General features: G+C 61.9%; 19 protein-coding genes. 6 read left to right on the top strand and 13 right to left on the bottom strand.

Features of this window, described 5'->3' with window-relative positions; all coding sequences use genetic code 11:
* Nucleotides 1-226 precede the first annotated feature (226 nt).
* A complete protein-coding gene (locus ACJ8IN_RS15850) occupies nt 227-1231 on the top strand; it encodes a LacI family DNA-binding transcriptional regulator (RefSeq protein WP_060422607.1) in 1005 nt (334 codons plus the stop codon).
* A 6-nt stretch (nt 1232-1237) separates the two neighbouring features.
* On the opposite strand, the gene araD is transcribed toward ACJ8IN_RS15850, so the two are convergent.
* The 8 genes from araD to ACJ8IN_RS15810 all read right to left on the bottom strand — a co-directional run bounded on the left by araD (nt 1238) and on the right by ACJ8IN_RS15810 (nt 10166).
* Entirely contained in the window at nt 1238-1930 is a 693-nt protein-coding gene (gene araD / locus ACJ8IN_RS15845) for an L-ribulose-5-phosphate 4-epimerase (protein ID WP_060388044.1), read from the bottom strand.
* Nucleotides 1924-2793: an L-ribulose-5-phosphate 3-epimerase gene (locus ACJ8IN_RS15840; RefSeq protein WP_060422610.1), complete on the bottom strand. Its 870-nt coding sequence runs from the start codon at nt 2791-2793 to the stop codon at nt 1924-1926. The genes araD and ACJ8IN_RS15840 overlap by 7 nt, the downstream gene beginning before the upstream one ends.
* The gene (locus tag ACJ8IN_RS15835) at nt 2780-4267 is read right to left on the bottom strand and encodes an FGGY-family carbohydrate kinase (protein WP_060422612.1); all 1488 of its coding nucleotides are present in this window, start codon (nt 4265-4267) and stop codon (nt 2780-2782) included. The genes ACJ8IN_RS15840 and ACJ8IN_RS15835 overlap by 14 nt, the downstream gene beginning before the upstream one ends.
* An 8-nt stretch (nt 4268-4275) precedes the next feature.
* Nucleotides 4276-5265 (bottom strand): ABC transporter permease, encoded by a 990-nt coding sequence (locus tag ACJ8IN_RS15830; protein WP_038877882.1) that lies wholly within the window; start codon nt 5263-5265, stop codon nt 4276-4278.
* Nucleotides 5262-6752 (bottom strand): sugar ABC transporter ATP-binding protein, encoded by a 1491-nt coding sequence (locus tag ACJ8IN_RS15825; protein WP_060388110.1) that lies wholly within the window; start codon nt 6750-6752, stop codon nt 5262-5264. The genes ACJ8IN_RS15830 and ACJ8IN_RS15825 overlap by 4 nt, the downstream gene beginning before the upstream one ends.
* A 54-nt stretch (nt 6753-6806) precedes the next feature.
* Nucleotides 6807-7724, bottom strand: coding sequence for an ABC transporter substrate-binding protein (locus ACJ8IN_RS15820; protein WP_015378502.1), 918 nt, complete (start codon nt 7722-7724; stop codon nt 6807-6809).
* A 135-nt stretch (nt 7725-7859) separates the two neighbouring features.
* A complete protein-coding gene (locus tag ACJ8IN_RS15815; RefSeq protein ID WP_308326152.1) occupies nt 7860-8927 on the bottom strand; it encodes a zinc-binding dehydrogenase in 1068 nt (355 codons plus the stop codon).
* 285 nt (nt 8928-9212) lie between these two features.
* The gene (locus ACJ8IN_RS15810) at nt 9213-10166 is read right to left on the bottom strand and encodes a LysR family transcriptional regulator (RefSeq protein ID WP_060422616.1); all 954 of its coding nucleotides are present in this window, start codon (nt 10164-10166) and stop codon (nt 9213-9215) included.
* Between the two features lie 138 nt (nt 10167-10304).
* Between ACJ8IN_RS15810 and ACJ8IN_RS15805 the strand changes: the two genes are divergently transcribed.
* Both ACJ8IN_RS15805 and ACJ8IN_RS15800 read left to right on the top strand, forming a co-directional pair.
* Nucleotides 10305-11486 carry a M20 aminoacylase family protein gene (locus ACJ8IN_RS15805; protein ID WP_047571284.1) on the top strand — a complete coding sequence of 394 codons (1182 nt, stop codon included), beginning with the start codon at nt 10305-10307 and terminating at the stop codon, nt 11484-11486.
* Nucleotides 11487-11508: 22 nt separating this feature from the next.
* Nucleotides 11509-12297: an ABC transporter substrate-binding protein gene (locus tag ACJ8IN_RS15800; protein WP_033655109.1), complete on the top strand. Its 789-nt coding sequence runs from the start codon at nt 11509-11511 to the stop codon at nt 12295-12297.
* Nucleotides 12298-12455: 158 nt separating this feature from the next.
* On the opposite strand, the gene tmaR is transcribed toward ACJ8IN_RS15800, so the two are convergent.
* The 3 genes from tmaR to ACJ8IN_RS15785 form a co-directional block, all read right to left on the bottom strand.
* Entirely contained in the window at nt 12456-12773 is a 318-nt protein-coding gene (tmaR, locus tag ACJ8IN_RS15795; protein ID WP_004935612.1) for a PTS system regulator TmaR, read from the bottom strand.
* Nucleotides 12774-12933: 160 nt separating this feature from the next.
* Nucleotides 12934-14001, bottom strand: a complete 1068-nt coding sequence (locus ACJ8IN_RS15790; protein WP_047571282.1) for an FUSC family protein — start codon at nt 13999-14001, stop codon at nt 12934-12936.
* Between the two features lie 94 nt (nt 14002-14095).
* On the bottom strand, nt 14096-14863 hold the full coding sequence (locus tag ACJ8IN_RS15785) for an N-acetylmuramoyl-L-alanine amidase (RefSeq protein ID WP_308325905.1): 768 nt from the start codon (nt 14861-14863) through the stop codon (nt 14096-14098).
* 176 nt (nt 14864-15039) lie between these two features.
* Between ACJ8IN_RS15785 and ACJ8IN_RS15780 the strand changes: the two genes are divergently transcribed.
* Complete coding sequence (locus tag ACJ8IN_RS15780; RefSeq protein WP_004935623.1) at nt 15040-15786, top strand: S24 family peptidase; 747 nt, start codon at nt 15040-15042, stop codon at nt 15784-15786.
* Nucleotides 15787-15820: 34 nt separating this feature from the next.
* Here ACJ8IN_RS15780 and ACJ8IN_RS15775 read toward each other — a convergent pair whose 3' ends face one another.
* The gene (locus ACJ8IN_RS15775; protein WP_047571760.1) at nt 15821-16930 is read right to left on the bottom strand and encodes an SDR family oxidoreductase; all 1110 of its coding nucleotides are present in this window, start codon (nt 16928-16930) and stop codon (nt 15821-15823) included.
* Nucleotides 16931-17449: 519 nt separating this feature from the next.
* Here ACJ8IN_RS15775 and ACJ8IN_RS15770 point away from each other — a divergent pair.
* Together ACJ8IN_RS15770 and sbcB are read left to right on the top strand one after the other, a co-directional pair.
* On the top strand, nt 17450-17638 hold the full coding sequence (locus tag ACJ8IN_RS15770; protein ID WP_033635247.1) for a DNA polymerase III subunit theta: 189 nt from the start codon (nt 17450-17452) through the stop codon (nt 17636-17638).
* 90 nt (nt 17639-17728) lie between these two features.
* The gene (gene sbcB, locus ACJ8IN_RS15765; RefSeq protein WP_033635248.1) at nt 17729-19156 is read left to right on the top strand and encodes an exodeoxyribonuclease I; all 1428 of its coding nucleotides are present in this window, start codon (nt 17729-17731) and stop codon (nt 19154-19156) included.
* 70 nt (nt 19157-19226) lie between these two features.
* On the opposite strand, the gene ACJ8IN_RS15760 is transcribed toward sbcB, so the two are convergent.
* Entirely contained in the window at nt 19227-20594 is a 1368-nt protein-coding gene (locus ACJ8IN_RS15760; protein WP_033647989.1) for an APC family permease, read from the bottom strand.
* Nucleotides 20595-21020: the final 426 nt, after the last annotated feature.

Below are 21020 nucleotides of genomic sequence, written 5' to 3'. Positions count from 1 at the left end.
TGAACTCATATATTTTACTTTCCCGATCAAACTGCCTATCAATTTCAAGCTGTAAATATATTCTTTCAATACAATGCAATATCACTGCACCAGTGTTTATCATACCTCGAATCATTATATATTATTATATTTAATTCATTTTCAATCCCCCCTACTCCCCCCTAGCACCGCCCCCGCCCTTTCCCTACAATAAGGGATCTGTTGAGGCATAACGCAAGGAAAGACGGTGTCGAAAGCCAATCCCAATGCCACTATCGTGGATATCGCCCGCCGCGCCAGGGTGACCAATATCACCGTTTCCCGCGCCTTCAATAAGCCCGAGCTGGTCAAGCCGGAAACCCGCGAGCGCATTCACGCCATCGCCAAAGAGCTGAACTATGTGCCCAATGCCTTCGCGCAGGGGCTGAAAAGCAGCAGCAGCCAGATTATCGGCATCGTCACCAGCAGCATGTACAACCCGTTCTATTCCGGCCTGATCAAGACCGTGTCGCGCATTGCGCGTCAGCAGGGCTACCAGATCATGCTGTTCGACACCGACGGCAGCGAAGAGGCGGAAATGCGCGCCATTCAGGCGCTGTTCGGCTACAAGGCGCGCGGCATCCTGCTGTCGGCGGTGCGCGACGACAAGCGCTACCGCCCCGCCTATCTCGAGCTGGCCGAGGTGTACGGCGTGCCGCTGATCCTGATCGACCGCGATCTCTACGATCAGCAGCTGAGCGGCGTGTTCCTCGACAACCGCGAGATCGGCGTGCTGGCCGGCCGTTATCTGGCAGAGCAGCCGGAACAGAAGCTGCTGATTATCGGCGGCCCGGCGGATTCGGAAATTACGCTAACGCGCACCGCCGGCATCGTCGCGGCGCTGCAGGGCGGCGGCCGTGAGATTCATATCATCAACGGCGACTACGATTTCACCTCGCAGGAAAGCGAAGTGCGCGCCTATCTGGCGCAGCCGGAGAACCGCCCGGATTACATCATCGGCCTGAACGGCATCATCACGCTGGGCGCCATCGCCATCTGCCACGAGATGGGGCTCTATCAGCAGGTGAAGTTCTTCTCGATCGATGAACCGCCGCGCGCCGGCGCTTACGGCCTGCACATTCCGGGGGTGTATCACGATACGCAGAAATTGGGGGAGATCGCCGCGGAGCTGCTGTTCAGCGCCATTAACAGCCCCCGCGGCGAGCTGCCGGTGCGCAGAGAGTTCTTCACCGGCTCGCTGTTGAATCGCTGACGGGCGCTATTGCCCGTAGTAGGCGTGTTTGCCGTGCTTGCGCAGGAAATGTTTGTCCAATAGCTCCGGCTGCATCGGGGCGATGGCCGGCGCCAGCTGGCGCGTCGCCATCGCCATGATCGCCACCTCTTCCAGCACTACCGCGTTGTGCACCGCATCCGCCGCGTCCTTGCCCCAGGCGAACGGGCCGTGGGAATAGACCAGCACTCCCGGCACCTGCTGCGGATCGCGCCCCGCCTGCTTGAAGGTTTCGATAATCACCTTGCCGGTTTCCCCCTCGTAGTCGCCGGCGATCTCCGCCTCGCTCATCGGCCGGGTGCAGGGAATGTCGCCGTAAAAGTAGTCGGCGTGGGTGGTGCCCAGCGCCGGGATCGGCTGCCCGGCCTGCGCCCAGATGGTGGCGTTGCGGCTGTGGGTGTGCACCACGCCGCCGATGTCGGCGAAGGCGCGGTACAGCGCCAGGTGGGTGGCGGTGTCGGATGAGGGCTTGCGGTGCCCTTCGCGCACCTTGCCCTCCAGATCCACCACCACCAAATCCTCCAGCGTCATCGCCTCGTAGGCGATGCCCGAAGGCTTGATCACCACCAGCCCGCTCTGGCGGTCGATCGCCGAGACGTTGCCCCAGGTAAAGGTCACCAGCCCGTATGCCGGCAGGCTGAGGTTGGCGGCCAGCACCTGCCGCTTGAGTTCGTTCAGCATGCGATGCCTCCATCAATCATCTGTTGTTCGATCCAGGCCTTGGCCTGGGCGATGCGTTGCTTATCCTGCCCGTCTTCGCGCGCCCACATCTCCAGCAGGTAGGGGCCGCGATAGCCGAGCGCGTTGAGCACGGCAAAGGCGTGAGCGAAATCCACGCAGCCCTCACCGAACGGCACGTCGCGAAACTGCCCGGCGCTGCCCGGCCCCACCGCGACGGTGTCTTTGAGGTGCACGGCGGTGATGCTGCCGATGCCCAGCGCCAGCTCGGCGGCGACGTCGTTGCCCCAGGCGCTGAGGTTGCCGAGATCGGGATACACCGTGAACCACGGGCTGTTGACGTGACGGGCGATGTCGCGCCATCTGCTGATGCTGTTGATGAACGGCGTGTCCATCACCTCCACCGACAGCATCACCTGCGCCCTGGCGGCCTGCGCCGCCGCCCACTGCATGCCCTCGATAAAGCGTGCGCGGCTGTGGCGATCGGCGGGTTCGTAATAGACGTCGTAGCCCGCCAGCTGGATGTTGCGGATGCCGAGATCCGTCGCCAGTTCCAGCGCCTTGCTCATCAGCACCCGCGCCCGCTCGCGGGTGACAGCGTCATGGCTGCCGAACGGATCGCGCCGGTGCGCCGACAGGCACAGGCTCGGCACCGTCACCCCGCTGTCGAGCCGCGCCTGGATAAACGCCAGCCGCTGGCGGCGATCCCAGTCCAGCCGCTGCTGGCGCGCCGGCTGTTCGTCGATCGACATCTCCACAAATTCAAAGCCCAGCTCGGCGGCGGTGGCCAGCCGCTGCGGCCAGCTCAGATTGGCGGGCAGCGCCTTTTCATACAGCCCCAGACAGGCGGCGTTAGTCGTTTGCATCAGTCACCTCACTCAAAGCCTGGGCGACCGCCAGATAGCGCGCCTGCTGGGCGCGCAGGCGCCGGTGGGCGGCGGTCGCGGGATAATAACAGCGCAGTTTGGGCGGCGCGGCGGCGATCGCTTCGGCGAACCCAGCGTACTCCCCGGCGCCGACGGCGGCGCACAGGGCGGCGGCGCGGCAGCCGCTCTGGCGCGTTTCCACCACCTCGAGCGGCAGGTTGCCGGCGTCGGCGTACATCTGCATCCACACCTCGGACTGCGTCGGCCCGCCGGTCATGCGTACCCGCTCGATGCGCGGGTTCAGTTGCACCATGCGCTCCTGATGGATCAGGTGCGAGAACACGATGCCCTGGTAGATCGCCTGCACCACGTCCGCCATCTCGTGGTGGGCGCTCAGGCCGATCAGCCCGCCCGGCGTGTTGCCGCCGAGGTTGGAGCCGTACAGATAAGGCAGGAACAGCAGCCCGCTCGGCTGCTCGCGGCGCTCGGCCACCCAGGCATTGAACTGGGCGTAGCGCTGCCGATCGTCGGCGCAGAACTGGCGCAGGAACCAGGCCAGGTTGCCGGCCGAGGTCGGGCTGCCTTCGTGCACGAAATAGCGGCCGTCGATGCAGTAGCGCCCCCAGGCGTAGGGATAATCGGCGGGAATGATGCGCTCGGTCACGCAGGTGGCGATCGACCAGGTGCCCGCCACCGCGCTGAGCGTGCGATCGTCGGCCACGCCGGAGCTGAGCGCCGCGCCCACCACGTCGAACAGGCCGCCGTACACCGCGGTGCCCGCGCGCAGGCCGCATTGCGCCGCCGCCGCGGCCGTCACTCGCCCGGCCAGCTGCGCCGAGCCGATCACCGGCGCGGTCTTCTCCTGCGCCTCTTCGATGCCGAAGGCCGCCATCAGCGCCGGATCGTAAGCGCCGCTGTGCTGGTTAAACAGGTTGCTGCCGGAGATGTTGGTCACTTCGGCCGCCGCCTCGCCGGTGAGGCGAAAGCGCAGGTAGTCGTGTGCCATCAGGATGCGATCGACGGCGGCGTACTGCGCCGGTTGCCGCTGCTTCAGCCAGCGCAGCAGCAGCGCCGGGTGGCTGGGCCACAGCGGCTGCAGGCTGCGCGGGTAGGTCTGCGCGTCCACGCCGGCGCGGCGCAGCTCAGCCGCCGTGGCCGCCGCGCGGTTGTCCGAAGAGAGGATGCCGTTGCCGACCGGCTTGCCGTGGCGGTCGATGGCGTACAGCCCTTTGCCGTGCGCCGAGAAGCTGACGCCGCGCACCTGCCCGGCCTCCAGCCCCGCCGCGTGCAGCGTCTGGCGGATCGCCGCGCAAACGTCATCCCACAGCGCGTCCATATTGCGTTCGCTGAAGCCCGGCTGGGCGGCAATCGCCGCGCCGTCGCGCTCGGCGATCGCCAGCTCTTCGCCGCTTGCCCGGTACAGCCCGGCCTTGATCACCGTGCCGCCGACGTCTATGCCAAGAAAGACTGCCATCGCGCCTCCTATTTGCGCCGCACGGAGCTGAGATAGATGGCGGCCAGGATAATGCCGCCCTTCACCACGTTCTGGATATACGGCGACACGTTCATCAGATTGAGGCCGTTGTTGAGCACCCCGAGCATCATCGCCCCCACCAGCGTGCCGACGATGGCGCCGCGCCCGCCGGAGATCGCCGCCCCGCCCAGCACCACCGCGGCGATGGCGTCCAGCTCGAAGCCTTCGCCGGCGTTGGGCTGCCCGCTCATCAGGCGCGAGGTCAGCACCAGCCCGGCCAGCGCGGCGGTCAGGCCGCTGATCACGTACACCAGCATCTTGTAGCGCGGCACGCGGATGCCGCTCAGCCGCGCCGCCTCTTCGTTGCCGCCCATCGCATAGACGTAGCGACCGAACGGCAGTTGGTTGAGCATCAGCCAGGCCAGCACATACACGCCGAGCATGATCAGGATCGGCACCTGGATGCCCAGCACCGTACCGCGGCCGAAGAACGAGAAGACGTCGGGCAGGCCGGAGATCGGGTAGCCGCCGGTATAGAGCAGCGCCAGGCCGCGGGCGATGCCCATCGACGCCAGGGTGACGATGATCGGCGGCATGCGCAGGTAGGCGATACAGGCGCCGTTGGCCAGGCCGAACAGCGCGCCGACCGCCAGCGCCGCCACCATCGCCAGCGGAATGGGCACCGCCGCCAGCATCAGTCCGGCGGCGACCGAACCGGCCAGCGCCATCACCGGCCCCACCGAGAGATCGATGCCGCCGGTCAGGATAGCGCAGGTCATGCCCACCGCGATGATGGCATTGATCGACACCTGGCGCGCCACGTTGGTCAGGTTGTTGACGCTGAGGAAGCTGTCGTTCAGCAGGCTCATCAATACGAACAGGACAGCGAAGCCGATAAACGGCAAGACCGCCGGGTGATGCAGCAGTTTTTCCCAGCGCTTGCCGAGGCTGGGGCCGGCGGCGCGGCGCGCCACGGCGGGTTGTTCAATTCCGATCATAAGGCACTCCCGGTCGCGTGAAGCATGATGTGGTTGGATTCGATGTCGTCGCCGGTCAGCTCGGCGACGATGTGGCCGCCGCGAAACACCAGCACGCGGTCGCACACGCCGATGATCTCCGGCAGTTCGGAGGAAATCATGATGATGGAGATGCCCTGCTGGGTCAGTTGCTGCATCAGCTGGTAGATCTCGGCCTTGGCGCCCACGTCGATGCCGCGCGTCGGTTCGTCGAAGATCAGGATGTTGCAGTCGTTGTTGAGCCAGCGGGCGATCACCACCTTCTGCTGGTTGCCGCCGCTCAGGGTGCTGACGGCGGTCTCGGCGTCCGGGGTTTTCACCCCCACGGCGCGGATCAGCCGCTGCACCACGTCGCGATCCTGGCGGGCGCTGACGAAGATCTTGCCGCGCCGGTGGTGCCGGTTGAGGGTGATGTTCTGCGCCACCGAGAACGGCAGCACCAGGCCCTCGGTTTTGCGGCTCTCCGGCAGCAGGCCGATGCCCTGCTCCAGCGCCTGCGCCGGGGAGCGCAGCGCCGCCGGTTGGCCGCCGAGGCTGACGCGTTTGCGGTGGCAGCGGCTGGCGCCGATCAGCGCCGAGACGGTCTCGGTGCGCCCGGAGCCCACCAGCCCGGCGAAGCCGAGGATCTCGCCCTTGTGCAGGTGGAAGCGGTCGGTCGCGCCGTGCTTCTCGCGCTGGATCTCCGCTTCCAGCAGCACCGTCGCGGTATCGACCGGGTGCTGTTTCACCGGGAAGGCGTTCTCGATTTTGCGCCCGACCATCAGCCGCACCAGCTCTTCCACGTTGGTGTCGCCGGTGGCCAGCGTTTCGATGTAGGCGCCGTCGCGCAGCACGGTGATGCGATCGCAGATGGTGAAGATCTCGTCCAGGTGGTGCGAGATAAACACCATGCCGACGCCCAGCAGCCGCAGATCGTTCATCACGCTGAACAGGTGCTCGGCCTCGCCCGGCGTCAGCGTGGCGGTCGGTTCGTCCAGCACCAGCACCCGCGCCTCCAGCGACAGCGCCTTGGCGATCTCAACGAACTGCTGCTGCGCCACGCTCAGCTGCTCCACCGGGCAATCGAGATCGATAGCCACCGTCAGCCGCTTGAAGATCGCCTCGGCCTTGCGCCGCATCGCCCGCCGATCCAGCAGGCCCCAGCGGTTCCTGATCTCCCGGTTGAGGAAGATGTTGTCGATGGCGCTCATGTAGGGAATCAACGAGAATTCCTGAAAAATAATGCCGACGCCGGCCTCGATCGCCTGGCGATAGTTGTTAAAGCGGCGCTGCTCGCCGTCGATAAAAATATCGCCCTCGTCCGGCTGATAGATGCCGCACATGATTTTCACCAGCGTCGATTTGCCGGCGCCGTTTTCGCCCAGCAGGGCGTGCACTTCGCCGCGTTGAATGGCCAGATCGATGCCGTCCAGCGCCTTCACGCCGGGAAAGCTCTTCTTTATTCGCTTCAGTTCCAGTAAAGGTGTCACCGCATTGCCCTCCGCGCCGAACGCCCCGCCGCAGCGGGGCGAACCTGGCCGCTGTTACCAGCTAAAGCCGGCCGCATTGCTGCGGTCGATCAGCTTCACTTTCACCGGCACGGTTTTCGGCACCGTGGCGCCCCAGTAGCGGGCCAGCGCAATGCCGAGCGCGATGCGCAGTTGGTCGCGCGGGAACTGCGCCGAGGTGGCGATGAACGGCGAGTTCGGCTTGAGGATCTCTTTGATGGCTTCCGGCTGGCCGTCGACGCTCACCAGCTTGACCTTGGCGCCGTTGCTTTCGATCGCCGCCAGGGCGCCGAGCGCGCCGACGTCGTTGACGCTAAAGATGCCCGCCAGATCCGGCGCCGACTGCAGCATGTTTTCGGTCACGGTCAGCGCGGTGTCGCGCTCCTGCTTGCCGTTTTGCTTGGTGACGATCTTGATGTCGGGGTATTTCTTCATCGCCGCTTCAAAGCCGCGCACGCGCTCCAGGATCGGCACCACCGGGATACCATCGAGGATCGCCACCTTGCCTTTGCCGCCCAGCGCTTTCGCCAGGTACTCGCCCGCCTGGAAGCCGGCGTCGTAGTTCTCCGAGCCGACGAACGAGTCCAGCGGCCCTTCCGCCTGCGCGTCGATCGCCACCACCACCGCGCCGGCCTTATGGGCGGAGATCACCGCCGACTGCACCCCCACCGAATCGGTCGGGTTGATCAGCAGGATGTCCACCTTCTTCTGCAGCATGTCTTCCACGTCGCCGATCTGTTTGGCGACGTCATGGCGCGCATCGGCCACGTACACCTTGGCGCCGATATCCGCCGCCGCCTGATCCAGCGCCTGCTTCATGGTGACGAAGTAGTCGTTGTTCATTTCCTGGAACGACATACCGATAGTGATTTGCTTGGCCAGCGCCCCATGGCTGGCCGCCAACATTCCACCGGCGACGATAAAAGGCAGGGTCTTTTTGAATAATGAAAACATAGCCAATTCTCCTGTAGGGAAGCTTCTTGTTGTGGTTATCAGAGCAACAGCATGTCTTTACGTTTGGCCGACCGGCCGGCCCCCCATTGCGAGCGGGCCGGCGATCGTGACTGCAACAACGGTACAGCGGGAGGGTCAGGGAACCAGGATCACCTTGATGGAGTCGGTCGAGTCCGCCAGGGCGAAGGCTTCGTCCCAGTCGTTCAATGAATAGCTGTGGGTAACCACACCATTGGAGGTCACCAGCCCGCGCTCGAACAGATCGATGGCGATTTCATAGCTGTAGGGCGCCAGGTGCGCGCCGCGAATGTCCAGCTCTTTGCGATCGCCGATGATCGACCAATCGACGGTGGTTTCCTTGCCGAACACGCTGAACTCCACGAAGCGGCCCAGCTTGCGGATCATCTGCAGCCCCTGGGTGACGCCGATCGGCGCGCCGGTGGCCTCGATGTAGACGTCGCAGCCGTAGCCGCCGGTCAGCGATTTGACGACTTGGTCGGCGTCTTCCTTCAGCGGGTTGATCACCACGTCGGCGCCAAATTCCTTCGCCAGCGCCAGCCGCTCGTCGATGGCGTCGATCACGATCAGTTTCTTCGGCGTCTTCAGGCGCGCCACCTGCACCATGCACAGCCCGAGCGGCCCGGCGCCGGCCAGCACCACCACGTCGTCCAACTGGATGTCGCCGCGCGCCACGGTGTGAATGGCGCAGGCCATCGGCTCAATCAATACCGCGTCTTCATGGCTCAGGCTTTCCGGGATCTTATGCACGATGGCGTTCTCGGAAAAGCGCATGTACTCCGCCATGCCGCCCTCCGCCACGTCTTTTTGGAAACCGTAAATGTTATGCGTCTCACACATCCAGTAACTGCCGGATTTGCAGTAGCGGCACTCCCAGCACGGCACGATCTGCTCGGCGATCACCCGCTCGCCGAGCTGGTATTTGCCTTCCGCGCCCTCGCCCAGCGCGGCGATGCGGCCGTAGAACTCGTGGCCCGGCACCACCGGCGGTTTGACCCACGGGTTCTCCCCCCAAAACATCTGCGCGCCGTTCTTGCACTTGCAGTCGCCGGCGCAGATGCCGCAGCCTTCCACCTTGATCACCAGCTCGCGCGCCTCCGGCAGCGGGGTGGGCACCTGTTCGAAACGATAGTCCTGCGGGCCGTGGCAAACGACCGCGCGCATTTTTTCCGGCAACTGGCTCATCTCTTCCTCCAATACACTCATTAAACGCTTGAACTTTCTTAATGTTGACGTTGTCATTTTTATCCAACAAAAAACAACAAATGTTACAAAGTGATAAATTTCAATAGATTAATCATCAAAAATCCAGGAAAACCAAAAATGACAACGTGAACATAGAGCAACATATAACCAAAGCTGCAAAAATAATTATTTGAGCGAAATCACATATCGTTAACATTGCGGCTAGAAATGCTACAAATGCGGATCGCGATCCCATTTACGGGATCGGCGATCCGGGGGGATCCGCTACATCAACAGGCGCACGCGATCGTAGATCTGGCGATCTTCCGGCCGCGACGATCGCGCCTGCTGGCGCAGGGTGCGCACCAGCGTGTCGATGAACGCATGGGCGGCGGCGCTTAGAATGCTGTTGCGCCGGGTGACGATATTCAGCTGCGCCGGCCGGCAGCTCTCCCGCAGCGCCAGCGGCTGCAGGCGAGAGGCAAACTGCGGCAGCGCGGCAATCGGCCGCGGGCACCAGGTGCACATCTCGGCGGACTCCACCAGCGCCTGCAGCATGCCAAATGAATGCGCCTGGATAATGCGCTGGCGCGGCAGGCGCACGCCGTGGCGGAGAAACACCTCGTCGAACAGCGCATCGAAACTTTCCGGGGTATAGCTCATCACCCAATCCTGCTCCAGCAGCTGATGCAGCGAGGTGCTGTGCGCCAGCGGGTGGCCGCGCCGCACCATGTACGCCGTTTCATACTCCAGCAGCGGCTCGCAGTGGAACTCCTGCGGCGCCGACGACGCCGGCAGCGGCGTGATGGCAAAATCCATCGTGCCCTCGCGCAGCTGCGACTGGGCGTTGGCCATCAGGCTTTCCGACAGTTCCAGCCGCACCGCCGGCATCTTGCTGCGAAACGCCATCACCGCCGACGGCAGCACCGTCAGCATCAACCAGGGGGTGAACGCCGCCTTGACCAGATCCGCCGTGCGCCCGCGCAGCGCCGCCATTTCGCCCTGCGCCTGCTCCAGCTGGTTCAGCACCAGCCGGGCGTGCGCCAGCAAGGTTTTGCCGTAGGGGGTAAAGCCCAGCCCGGTCGGGGTGCGGATCAGCAGCGGCAGCGCCTGTTCCTGCTCCAGTTCGCGCAGCGCGCGGGTCACCGCCGCCTGCGACAGCCCCAGATGCCGCGCCGCCGCGCGAATGCTGCCGCTGTCGGCGCTGGCCACCAGCGCCTGCAGTTGGTGCAGTTTCATGTTCACCTCCTGACAATCATCGGTTGTCAGCATAACCGAACGGCGGCTACCCGGCAAAAACGGAGTTTGCTAGTCTCGATGCCTACCCCTCTGCCCCATTCCCCGCCCGTTGGCCGGGACCCTTTGCCGGAGACCGTGATGAGCCCTTCACTCGTACTGCCTGAGATCGCCGCCGTTCATGATGAGATGGTCGCGCTTCGCCGCCACATACACGCCCACCCGGAGCTGGGATTTAAGGAGTTCGCGACGTCGGATCTGGTGGCGCAGCGGCTGGAGGAGTGGGGTTACCGCGTCACGCGCGGCGTAGGACAAACCGGCGTTGTCGCCACATTGCAGCGCGGGCCGGGAAAATCGCTCGGCATCCGCGCCGACATGGACGCCCTGCCGATCGCCGAAACCACCGGCTTGCCGCACGCCAGCACCCATGCCGGGGTGATGCACGCCTGCGGCCACGACGGGCACACCGCCATGCTGCTGGCGGCGGCGCGCTGTCTGGCGCGGCAGCCGAACTTCAGCGGCACGCTGCACCTGATCTTTCAGCCGGCGGAAGAAGGCGGCGGCGGCGCCAGAGTGATGATTGAAGACGGCCTGTTTGAGCGCTTCCCCTGCGACGCGGTGTTCGCCATGCACAACGTGCCCGGCTTCCCCACCGGCCACCTGGGCTTCGCCAGCGGCCCCTTGATGTGCTCGGCCGATACGGTGCACATCACCCTGCACGGCCACGGCGGCCACGGCGCGGTGCCGCAAAGCACCGTCGATCCGGTGGTGGCCTGCGCGGCCATCGTCATGAGCCTGCAAACCATCGTGGCGCGCAATATCGATCCGCAGGAAACGGCGATCGTCACCGTGGGGGCGATGCAGGCCGGCCAGGCCGCCAACGTGATCCCGGCGACCGCCACCCTGACGCTCAGCGTGCGCGCGCTGACGGCGGTAGTGCGCGCGCGGCTGGAACAGCGCATCACCGAGCTGGTCACGGCGCAGGCCGCCAGCTTCGGCGCCCGCGCGGAGATCGACTACCGGCACGGCTACCCGGTGCTGGTGAACCACCCGGCAGAAACCGAACTGGCGCGCGCGGTGGCGCTGGACTGGGCCGGAGAGAGCCAGGTTATCCCCACGCTGCGGCCATTTACCGCCAGCGAAGATTTCGCCTTTATGCTGGAGAAGTGCCCAGGCAGCTACATTTCGATCGGCAACGGCCCCGCCACGCCGGGCAATTCCCTGCACAACCCCGGCTATGACTTCAATGACGACAACCTGTCGATAGGCGCCACCTACTGGGTCAAATTGGTCGAGCGCTTTTTGGCTCGCCCCACTGTTTAATCGCCAACGCTGAGGAAATGACATGAAAACCATCAAAGGGCTGTTGTTGCTGCTGCCGCTGGCCGCGAGCTTTCCCGCGCTGAGCGGCGAATTCAGCGGCAAGGTGATCAAGCTGGGCATCGATCCCACCTTTCCGCCGCTGGAATATAAAAACCCGCAGGGCAAGCTGACCGGCTTTGGCGTCGATATCGCCCAGGCGCTGTGCGACCAGATGCAGGCCAAATGCGTGTGGGTGGAAAGCAGCTGGGACGGCATGATCCCCGGCCTGCAGGCGAAGAAATTTGATGCCATCGCCTCGTCGATGACCATCACACCGCAGCGCCAGCAGCAGATCGCCTTCTCCAGCAAAGTCTCCAACGCCCCGGCGCGGCTGGTGGCGCATAAGGGCAGCAACCTGCAGCCTACCGCCGCCTCGCTGAAGGGCAAATCGGTCGGCGTGCAGCAAGGCTCCAGCCAGGAGGCCTATGCCAACGCGCTGTGGCGCCCAGCCGGCGTTAACGTGGTCGCCTACCAAAGCCAGCAGGAGGTGAACGAAGATCTGGCCAACGGCCGGCTGGATGCGTCGCTGCTGGCCAGCGTCAGCGCCAGCGAGTTCTTCAAAACGCCCGGCGGCAAAGATTTCGCCTTTATCGGCGCCGAACTGAACGACAGCAAATACTTCGGCGTCGGCGACGGCATCGGAGTGCGCAAAGAGGATACCGCGCTGCTGAACGCCTTCAACACCGCGCTGCAGGCGATCCGCGCCAACGGCACTTACAAGAAAATCAACGACAAGTATTTCGACTTCGACATGTACGGTGCGGAGCAGTAACAAGCGTTCCCCGGCGGTCACCTGCAGATCCTGCAGGATGGGGAGGCGCCTTCGGCCGCCGGGGAACGCCCCAACGGAAACGGCAGCGTCGGCAAGAACGGAAAATCAGGCGGGATAAGGATGCGGGCCAGGCAGGACGCCCGGCCCGCTAAAGCGGGTTACTTCACTTCGCCCATCGCTTTCAGCTTTTTGGACAGCTCGCGGCGTTCTTTGGACAGATCGGCATTTTTGATGATGTAGTCATCAACGCGATCTTCGTAGTCGCTGCGCATGTTGGCGATGATGCCCTGAATGTCTTCAATGCTCATGCCGGGCTTGATGTACTCACTCAGGTTGTCGAGCAGCAGCACGCGCTTCTGGTTATCACGAATTTTCTTTTCATTGTCGACGATCTCGCGTTGCAGTTTGTTTTTGCGGCGGAACATACGCACAAACTCCAGCACGTCCTGGAAACTCGGCTTATTTGCATTATCCATCTTTATACCCTTGCTTTAGTAATACACAGATTCATTTGCTTACGGCCACATGGCACCAAGATACAGGTTTGTGGCGGTCCGGCACAACAGTGATTGCCTTATCTTACCCACTTTGCCCCGGCGGCCAAAACCCAAAGCGCCGCCTTCATGATCTGACCCCTTATTCGCGCCCGGCGGCGGTGCAGACCAGGAGCAGATCCCCCAGCTCTTCCAACTGCTGCGCAAGCTCCATGCTGAGCCAGACATAGCCGTAAATCGGCGCTTCGCCGTGCTGGCCGAGGCTCACCTCCTGCATCAGCGTTTTCAGCTCGCCGGCAATCTCCGCCAGCTGCCCCGCCGCCGCCTGCCGCTGTTCCTGCGGCCCTTCGCGCATCAGCACCGCCAGCGATTCCAGCGAGCTCAGCGTCAGCAGCTGGGTGCTGCGCAGCGTGCGGGCGTTCAACATGATGAAGTGCGTTTCACGCGAGGCCCAGTAGGCGTCGGCCATCAGCTCCAGCGTGCACACCAGATTGCGGCTGAGGGTTTGCACCGCCTCGAACACCGCTTTGGGGATGCGGGTTTCCTTACTGGCGGGCACGATCAGGCTGCGCAGCTTCACCACCTGATTCAACAGATCCTTGAGCTGCGGCTCCAGCCGCGGCCGCTCGATAACGTTCGGCGAAAAATACGCGCCGTAGATGCGGGCGGCGGTTTGCAGGCAGTCCGCCATTTGCATGCGCCACAGAATATAGGCGCGCTGTGGGTAGATGCTGGTGAACAGCAGCGCCAGCAGCGAGCCGAAGATCACGTCGCCGCTGCGCCACAGCGCGGTGTGCATGTCGCCGGCGCCCGCGCCGCACACCACCGCCAGCGTGATCCCCACCAGCAGCGCCATATACGGCCGCTTGCCGAGCGTCAGGTAACCGCAGACGAACATCACCACGCCGCACCAGGCCAGCATCAGCGGCAGCGAATAGAGTTCCAGATACAGAGCAATCAGGCCGGAAGCGGCGCCGAACACCGTGCCGGCAATGCGTTGCAGCGCCCGCTGCAGCACGTTGCCCCAAAATGAGATCGGCCCCATCACCACCACCAGGGTGATCAGCGGCCAGGTGCCTTCAGGCACCGCCAGCAAGCGGATCAGCAGAAAGGTCAGGATAAACGCCAACCCAATGCGCACGCCGTGAACGATGCGATAGTGCCGATAGGTCAGCAATTCAAGGGAAGAGATTTTTCGATCGAGGCGCACGATGCCTCCGATAAAGACCAGCCAGGCCGCTATTTTAGCGGAGGAAACCCGGCAAGGAAAAGGCGAATGAGGCGTCCCCCATTCGCGGTCAGGCTCAGGCGGCGTACTTGTCGACCAACGCGCGCAGAGCGGCGGCGGTTTCGACATCCATCACGCCGTCATACTTCTGCTGGCGAAAGTGCAGCTGGAACGCGCGCACCAGCTGACGATAGCCTTCTGCGGTGTTCGCCGCCGAGGTATCGTAGCCGTATTGGGCGAACAGTTTCAGCAGCTCGGCCTGCGCCGGCAGCCCCTGGCGGCAGTATTCCTGCTGGCGCTGCTGCTTGGTCGTTTCGTCATACCAGGCGCCGACGCCGGCCTGATACAGCTGCTGCCACGGGAACTGCGGGCCCGGATCGCTCTTGCGGCCCGGCGCGATGTCGGAGTGCGCCACCACGTTCACCGGCGAGATGTCCGGATAACGCTGCAGGATGTTCTGCGCCAGCTGGGTGACCGCCTCGATCTGCTGCGGATTGAACGGCGGGAAGGTGATGTTTCCACCGTCGCCGCTCGCCAGGTTGACAATCTCGATGCCGATCGAGGTGTCGTTGATATTGCTGCGGGTGCCCCACTGGCTGGCGCCGGCATGCCAGGCTCGCTCGTTCTCATCCACCAGGTTGAAAATGCGCACGCCGCTGAAGCCGGCGGCCTGATAGGTGGCTTCGGTCGGATCCGGCACCAGATAGTGTGCGCTGACCGATTTTCCGGTCAACGACTTCACCGAGTCGGCGAAGTTTTGCGCCGTGTAGTGCAGCACCAGAAAACGCACGCGGTGGCCGAAGCTGGCGACCGATCGGTAGCTATTGTAATCAATCTTGTACATCGTAAAGTCCCTCTCTCGCTTGATTTCACTGAGCGGCCCCTCATCATGACAGGCCGCCCCGCACAGGTGAACCTTTGGCTCACTCTTTTTGTTTTAGCTAATTGCTAAATCATGCGCAAGCGTTTTTTAGCAAAACCGTTATTTACCTTTTTGCTAAAGAGTGCGATCATGGCACGATGGAAACTAAAGAAATCAGGCGCAACAATCTGCGCGAATTGATGGCCCGCTACGCCCGGCAAGGCGTCAACCAGAATGAATTCGCCACGCTGGTTGAGTCTTCCGCGCCGACGCTGAGCCAAATCATCGGGGAAAAATCCTCCCGCAATCTTGGCGACAATCTGGCCAGGCGGATCGAGGCCAGGCTGAATTTGCCCAAGGGCTGGTTCGACGTGTTTCACGAAAAGCAGCTGGTACGCCCGTTTGACAACGTGGCAGCGGAGTCGGACTTCCAGCCCGCCCGTTTGAAACCGGTGGTATGGGAAGATACCGAACAAGACAAGGAAGAGTTTGTGGAGATCCCGCTGCTGGATATCGATTTTTCCGCCGGCGACGGCTGCTACGAAATCGTCGATCGCGAGGAGTTTTCGCTGATCTTCCGCCGTTACTATCTGCACAAGATGGGGGTGGCGGTCAACGCCGCGCGCATTATCCGCATCTCCGGCTCCAGCATGGAACCGCGTCTGCAGGACGGCGACGTGGTCGGCATCAACACCGACGATACGCGCATCCGCGAAGGCAAGACCTACGCCATCCGCCACGGCAATTTGCTGCGGGTGAAGGTGCTGATCGAGCAGCCGGACGGCGGCGTCGTCATCCGCTCCCTCAACCGGGAAGAGTACCAGGACGAGCATCTCAGCTATCAGCAGCGCAAGGAGCAACTGGTGGTGCTCGGCCGCGTCTTCTGGTCCTCTTCGTCCTGGTAGCAGAGCAACCTCGGGCGCCCGGTGCGCCCGGCGGTTATTTGAAGTCCACCACCATCTGCTGCTGGATAGACAGCCCGCGGGTCGACTGCACGCAGCCGGCGATATAGTCGGTAAAGCGCGGCGGCTTCGGCATGCCCAGCTTGAGGATCTTTTCGTTGCTGAAACGCACGTTGAGCATGGCGAACGATCCGTACAGGCGCATCGCCTTGAGCATCAGCCGCTCGTTGCACGGGCCGAAAATGTCTTTCAGCTGGCGGCGCATTTTCACCAGCGCGTCATAGGTCACCTGCGCATACTCATCGCCCACCGGCGCCTTTTCCAGCGCCGCCGCCATGGCGCGGTCGATTTCGGCAAAGCTGACGCTGCTCTCCTCACCGGCGGAGATGTGATAAACGTCGTTCTCCAGCGTTTCGCTGTTCATCAGCATCACCAGCGCATCCGCGCAGTAGTCCGCCGGGATCACGTCGATATTGTCCTGCAGCGAGCACATGAATTTGCGCAGCATCAGCGCCATGCCGAACACCCAGAAAATGCTGCTGGAAGGCTGGCAGCCCAGGCGGGTGTGGCCCACCACGATCGACGGACGAGCGATGGTCAGCGGCAGTTGCGGGCAGCGCTGGCGCATCAGCTGTTCGATGGTGGATTTGGAACGGGTGTATTCCACCAGATGCTCGGCGTCTTCCTCAAACTCGCCGCTCTCCGCCACCAGCGAACCCGGCTCCGGCGAACAGGACATGGCGGTACCAACGTGCAGGAAACGTTTTAATCCCGGCACCTGCGCCATTCTTTCGGCAAAGACCAGAGTGCCTTCTACGTTTACCTTCCAAATGAGCGGGTTATTACCAAATGAAGCAACGGCCGCGCAGTTAATAACGTGCGTGACTTTGTTAATACGTGCGTCAGTTAAAAAGTCGGCCGGCTCGGAAAGGTCGCCCAACAATATATTTTCTATCGTAATTTTAGACAGCAGGTTCGCGTCGATATTAAACTTTTCCATATTCGCGCGAATACGGGCCAGCCCTTGTTGCGCATCGTCGGCGCGCACCAGTAAAAGATAATTAACAGACTGATTTTCAATCAATAATTTCTCGAGAACCGCACCACCCAAAAAGCCGGTAGCGCCGGTCAACAGTAGCGTTTTCATAATTTTCATCCACATTGGTATTGAATGTGGGAGATTGTATCTGCGGGTATTTAAACAAATATTAAATAGAATTACGGCGCTAGAAATCACTTCTCTTAATATTATCTTAAGGAATCTTTTGATACATCCAACGTGGATTTAGTAACAAAAGAATCTCATCTATTTTATGATTAATCTCTGCCGTTTAAATACCATTGATGTAGCACCTGATTTAATTTAGCGGTCAATGTTATTTCTCTTATCGTCCGTGGAGGACTTATGACCTATAACCAAAAAATCTGGTTGGGGGTTTTGCTGCTGTGCGCCCTGTTTTGGGGGGCGGTGATAAGCGGCGCCTATTCGCTGTATAACCGGGCGGATCGCTTCCAGGCTCACCACCCGGAGAGCGAGCTCGCCGCTCGCCACAGCCAGCCCCCTTGCACGCAACCCAGCTCACAGGCATCAAGCGCCCCCCGGAATGGGTAGGGACAAGACCCGCTAACGATCCTATTATGCCCTAAGGTTAACAGGGAGATAACGATGGCTCGAAAGCTGGATAGCTTACCGCAGGCACAACGCGAAAAAATAGAAACCGATTTGCTGGCCATCAGCGTGATCTACAATGAGCGCTACGGCATCGCCTCGACCCAGGCGGAAACGGAACGACAGATCCCCGACCACCTGCTCCCCTACTTTCATCAACGGCTGGATTACTATCGCCGTGCGTAATTGCGCGCATTTCGCTAACCGTCGCTTGGCATCGCTCCCTACGCCGTTACAATAGGAACATATTGTATCCGCCACTGAAGAGACGCGATTTTGAGCAGCAAGGCAACGGCCACATTTTATATTCACGATTACGAAACCTTCGGCAAAAGCCCGTCGCTGGACCGCCCGGCGCAGTTTGCCGGCGTGCGCACCGATATGGATTTCAACATTATCGAAGAGCCGCTGGTCATCTACTGCGCCCCGGCCGACGACTACCTGCCGGAACCCGAGGCGGTGATGATCACCGGCATCACGCCGCAGGTGGCGCGCGCCAAAGGCGTTAACGAAGCCGAATTCACCCGCCAAATCCACCAGGCCTTCAGCGTGGCCGGCACCTGCATTCTCGGTTACAACAACATCCGTTTCGATGACGAAGTGAGCCGCAATATCTTCTATCGCAACTTCTACGATCCCTATGCCTACAGCTGGCAAAACGGCAACTCGCGCTGGGATCTGCTGGATGTGATGCGCGCCTGCTACGCCCTGCGCCCGGACGGCATCGTCTGGCCGGAAAACGAAGACGGCTTCCCCAGCTTCCGCCTGGAGCATCTCACGCGCGCCAACGGCGTCGAGCACACGCAGGCTCACGACGCAATGTCGGACGTTTACGCCACCATCGCCATGGCCAAGCTGGTCAAACAGGCGCAGCCGCGGCTGTTCGATTTCCTGTTGCAGCACCGCAACAAGCACAAGCTGAACGCCCTGATCGACGTCGCCGAAATGACGCCGCTGGTGCACGTCTCCGGCATGTTTGGCGCGGCGCGCGGCAACACCAGCTGGGTGTCGCCGTTGGCCTGGCACCCGGACAACAAAAACGCGGTGATCATGTGCGATCTCGCCGGCGACATGACGCCGTTGCTGACGCTGAGCGCCGAGCAGCTGCGTGAACGGCTGTACACCCGCCGCGACGACCTGGCGCCGGATCAGGCGCCGGTGCCGATCAAGCTGGTGCACATCAACAAATGCCCGGTGCTGGCGCCGGCCAAAACCCTGCTGCCGGAGAACGCCGAGCGGCTGGGCATCGATCGCCAGGCCTGCCTGCAAAACCTGCAGCTGTTGAAACAGCACCCGGAAGTGCGCGAGAAAGTGGTGGCGCTGTTCGCCGAAGCCGAGCCGTTCAAAGGCTCCGACGACGTCGACGCCCGGCTGTATGACGGCTTCTTCAGCGACGCCGACAAGGCGGCGATGAGAATTATCCAGCAGACCAAGCCGCAGAACCTGCCGGCGCTGGATCTGGCCTTCAGCGACGGCCGCATGAAAGAGCTGCTGTTCCGCTTCCGCGCGCGCAACTACCCGAATACGCTGGACGATGCCGAACAGCGCCGCTGGCTGCAGCACCGCCAGGAAGCGCTGAGCGCGGAGCGCGTGCAGAGTTACCTGCTGCAGCTCGAATCGCTGTATAACCTGCACGAAGGCGACAAAGAGAAAACCGCCCTGCTGAAAGCGCTGTTCGATTACGGCAAAGAGTTGGTGGGGTAAACCCGCAGCAAGCAGAAAAGGAAAAGGCCGCAAATGCGGCCTTTTTTGTGGCTGAGGAGACGGCTCGCGCTTAGGCGGCGTCTTCGCTCGCTTGCGGCACCGGCAGACGGAAGCTGCGGGTGACGAAGGCCAGGTAGATCAGACCGATGGCCGCCCAGACCAGGCCCAGCGTCATCGAGCTGGCTTCCAGGTTGATCCACAGCGCGCCGACGGTCAATGCGCCAAGCACCGGCAGGATCAGGTAGTTGAACGTGTCTTTCACGGTGCGGTTCATCTTGTCGCGAATATAGAACTGCGAAATCACCGACAGGTTGACGAAGGTGAAGGCCACCAGCGCACCGAAGTTGATCAGCGCGGTCGCGGTCACCAGGTCAAACGACACGGCGGACAGCGCGATGGCGCCAACCAGCAGCACGTTCAGCGCCGGGGTACGCCACTTCGGATGTACATAGCCGAAGAAACGAGTCGGGAACACGCCGTCGCGGCCCATCACGTACATCAGACGCGAAACGCCCGCGTGCGCCGCCATGCCTGACGCCAATACCGTCACGCAGGAGAACACCAGGATCACCGACTGGAAGAATTTGCCCGCCACGTACAGCATGATTTCAGGCTGCGACGCGTCAGGATCCTTGAAGCGCGAGATGTCCGGGAAGTACAGCTGCACGAAGTAAGACACCACGATAAAGATGATGCCGCCGATCAGCGCCGTCAGGAAGATGGCTTTCGGGATCACTTTTTCCGCGTCTTTGGTCTCTTCAGACAGCGAGCTGATGCCGTCGAAGCCCAGGAACGAGAAGCACAGGATGGTCGCGCCGGTAATCATCGGCACCACGTGAGCGTTATCGGACCAGAATGGGCGGCTGCTGACCAGCGTACCGGCGCCTTCGCCGTGGTAAACGCCGTTGATCACCAGGCCGAGGAACACGATCATGATCGCCACCTGCACCACCACGATGATGGAGTTCAGGTTAGCCACCAGCTTGATACCGCGCAGGTTGAAAATCGTCATCAAGCCGACCAGCACCGCCACGAAAATCCAGGACGGAACGCCCGGGAAGATCGCTTCCAGGTAAATCTTGGCCAGCAAAATGTTGATCATCGGCATGAACAGGTAGTCCAGCAGCGATGACCAGCCCACCATAAAGCCGACGTGCGGGCTGATGGCTTTCTGGGCGTAAGTGTAGGCGGAACCGGCAGAAGGAAACTTCTTCACCAGTTTGCCGTAGCTCAGGGCGGTAAACAGGATCGCCAGCAGAGCGAAGGCGTACGCGGTCGCGACGTGACCATCGGTCAGGCCGGATACGATGCCGAAGGTATCGAAGATGGTCATTGGCTGCAGATAAGCCAGGCCCATCATCACTACCGGAACCAAAGTCAGGGTTTTACGCAGCTGAGTGCGCTGAGCCGGAGCGGCGTTGAGGGTGTTATCGGACATTGTTCAGCCCCCCCTTACCTTGAGCCTTGCGGATGGCGGACACGCCAAGACTTAAGGTTGCGGGGAAACTTCGCAACGAGCGACTTAATTCTAAAAGAAGGGGATTGTAAGCTGGATAACGGGTCGAGGTAACCTCGGCTGCTCCATAGTCGCTGCGGCCACAGCGGAAACCGGCGGGCACCGGTGCTAAAGTGAAAAATTGCCCCATCTTTCTAATCCTCATGAGTCACGACCATAAAGTTTTGTTTGATCGTGCACGAAACTATTTATCTATCCGGATCGGTGTCCGGCCTCGCTTGGTGTATGAAACGCTACGTTGGTAAAACTTAATGCAAAAAAAATAACCGACGCGTTAAAACGTCGGCTATCTGCATTTGAGATATTTTGCACCAGAATGCCTCCGGATGACAAGATCCGGAAGCCCTC

The organism is Serratia sp. CY31944 (assembly GCF_052169175.1).
GTDB lineage: Bacteria > Pseudomonadota > Gammaproteobacteria > Enterobacterales > Enterobacteriaceae > Serratia > Serratia sarumanii.
Note: the sequence above shows the minus strand (reverse complement) of the source record. Positions and strands in the feature narration are given on the sequence as shown.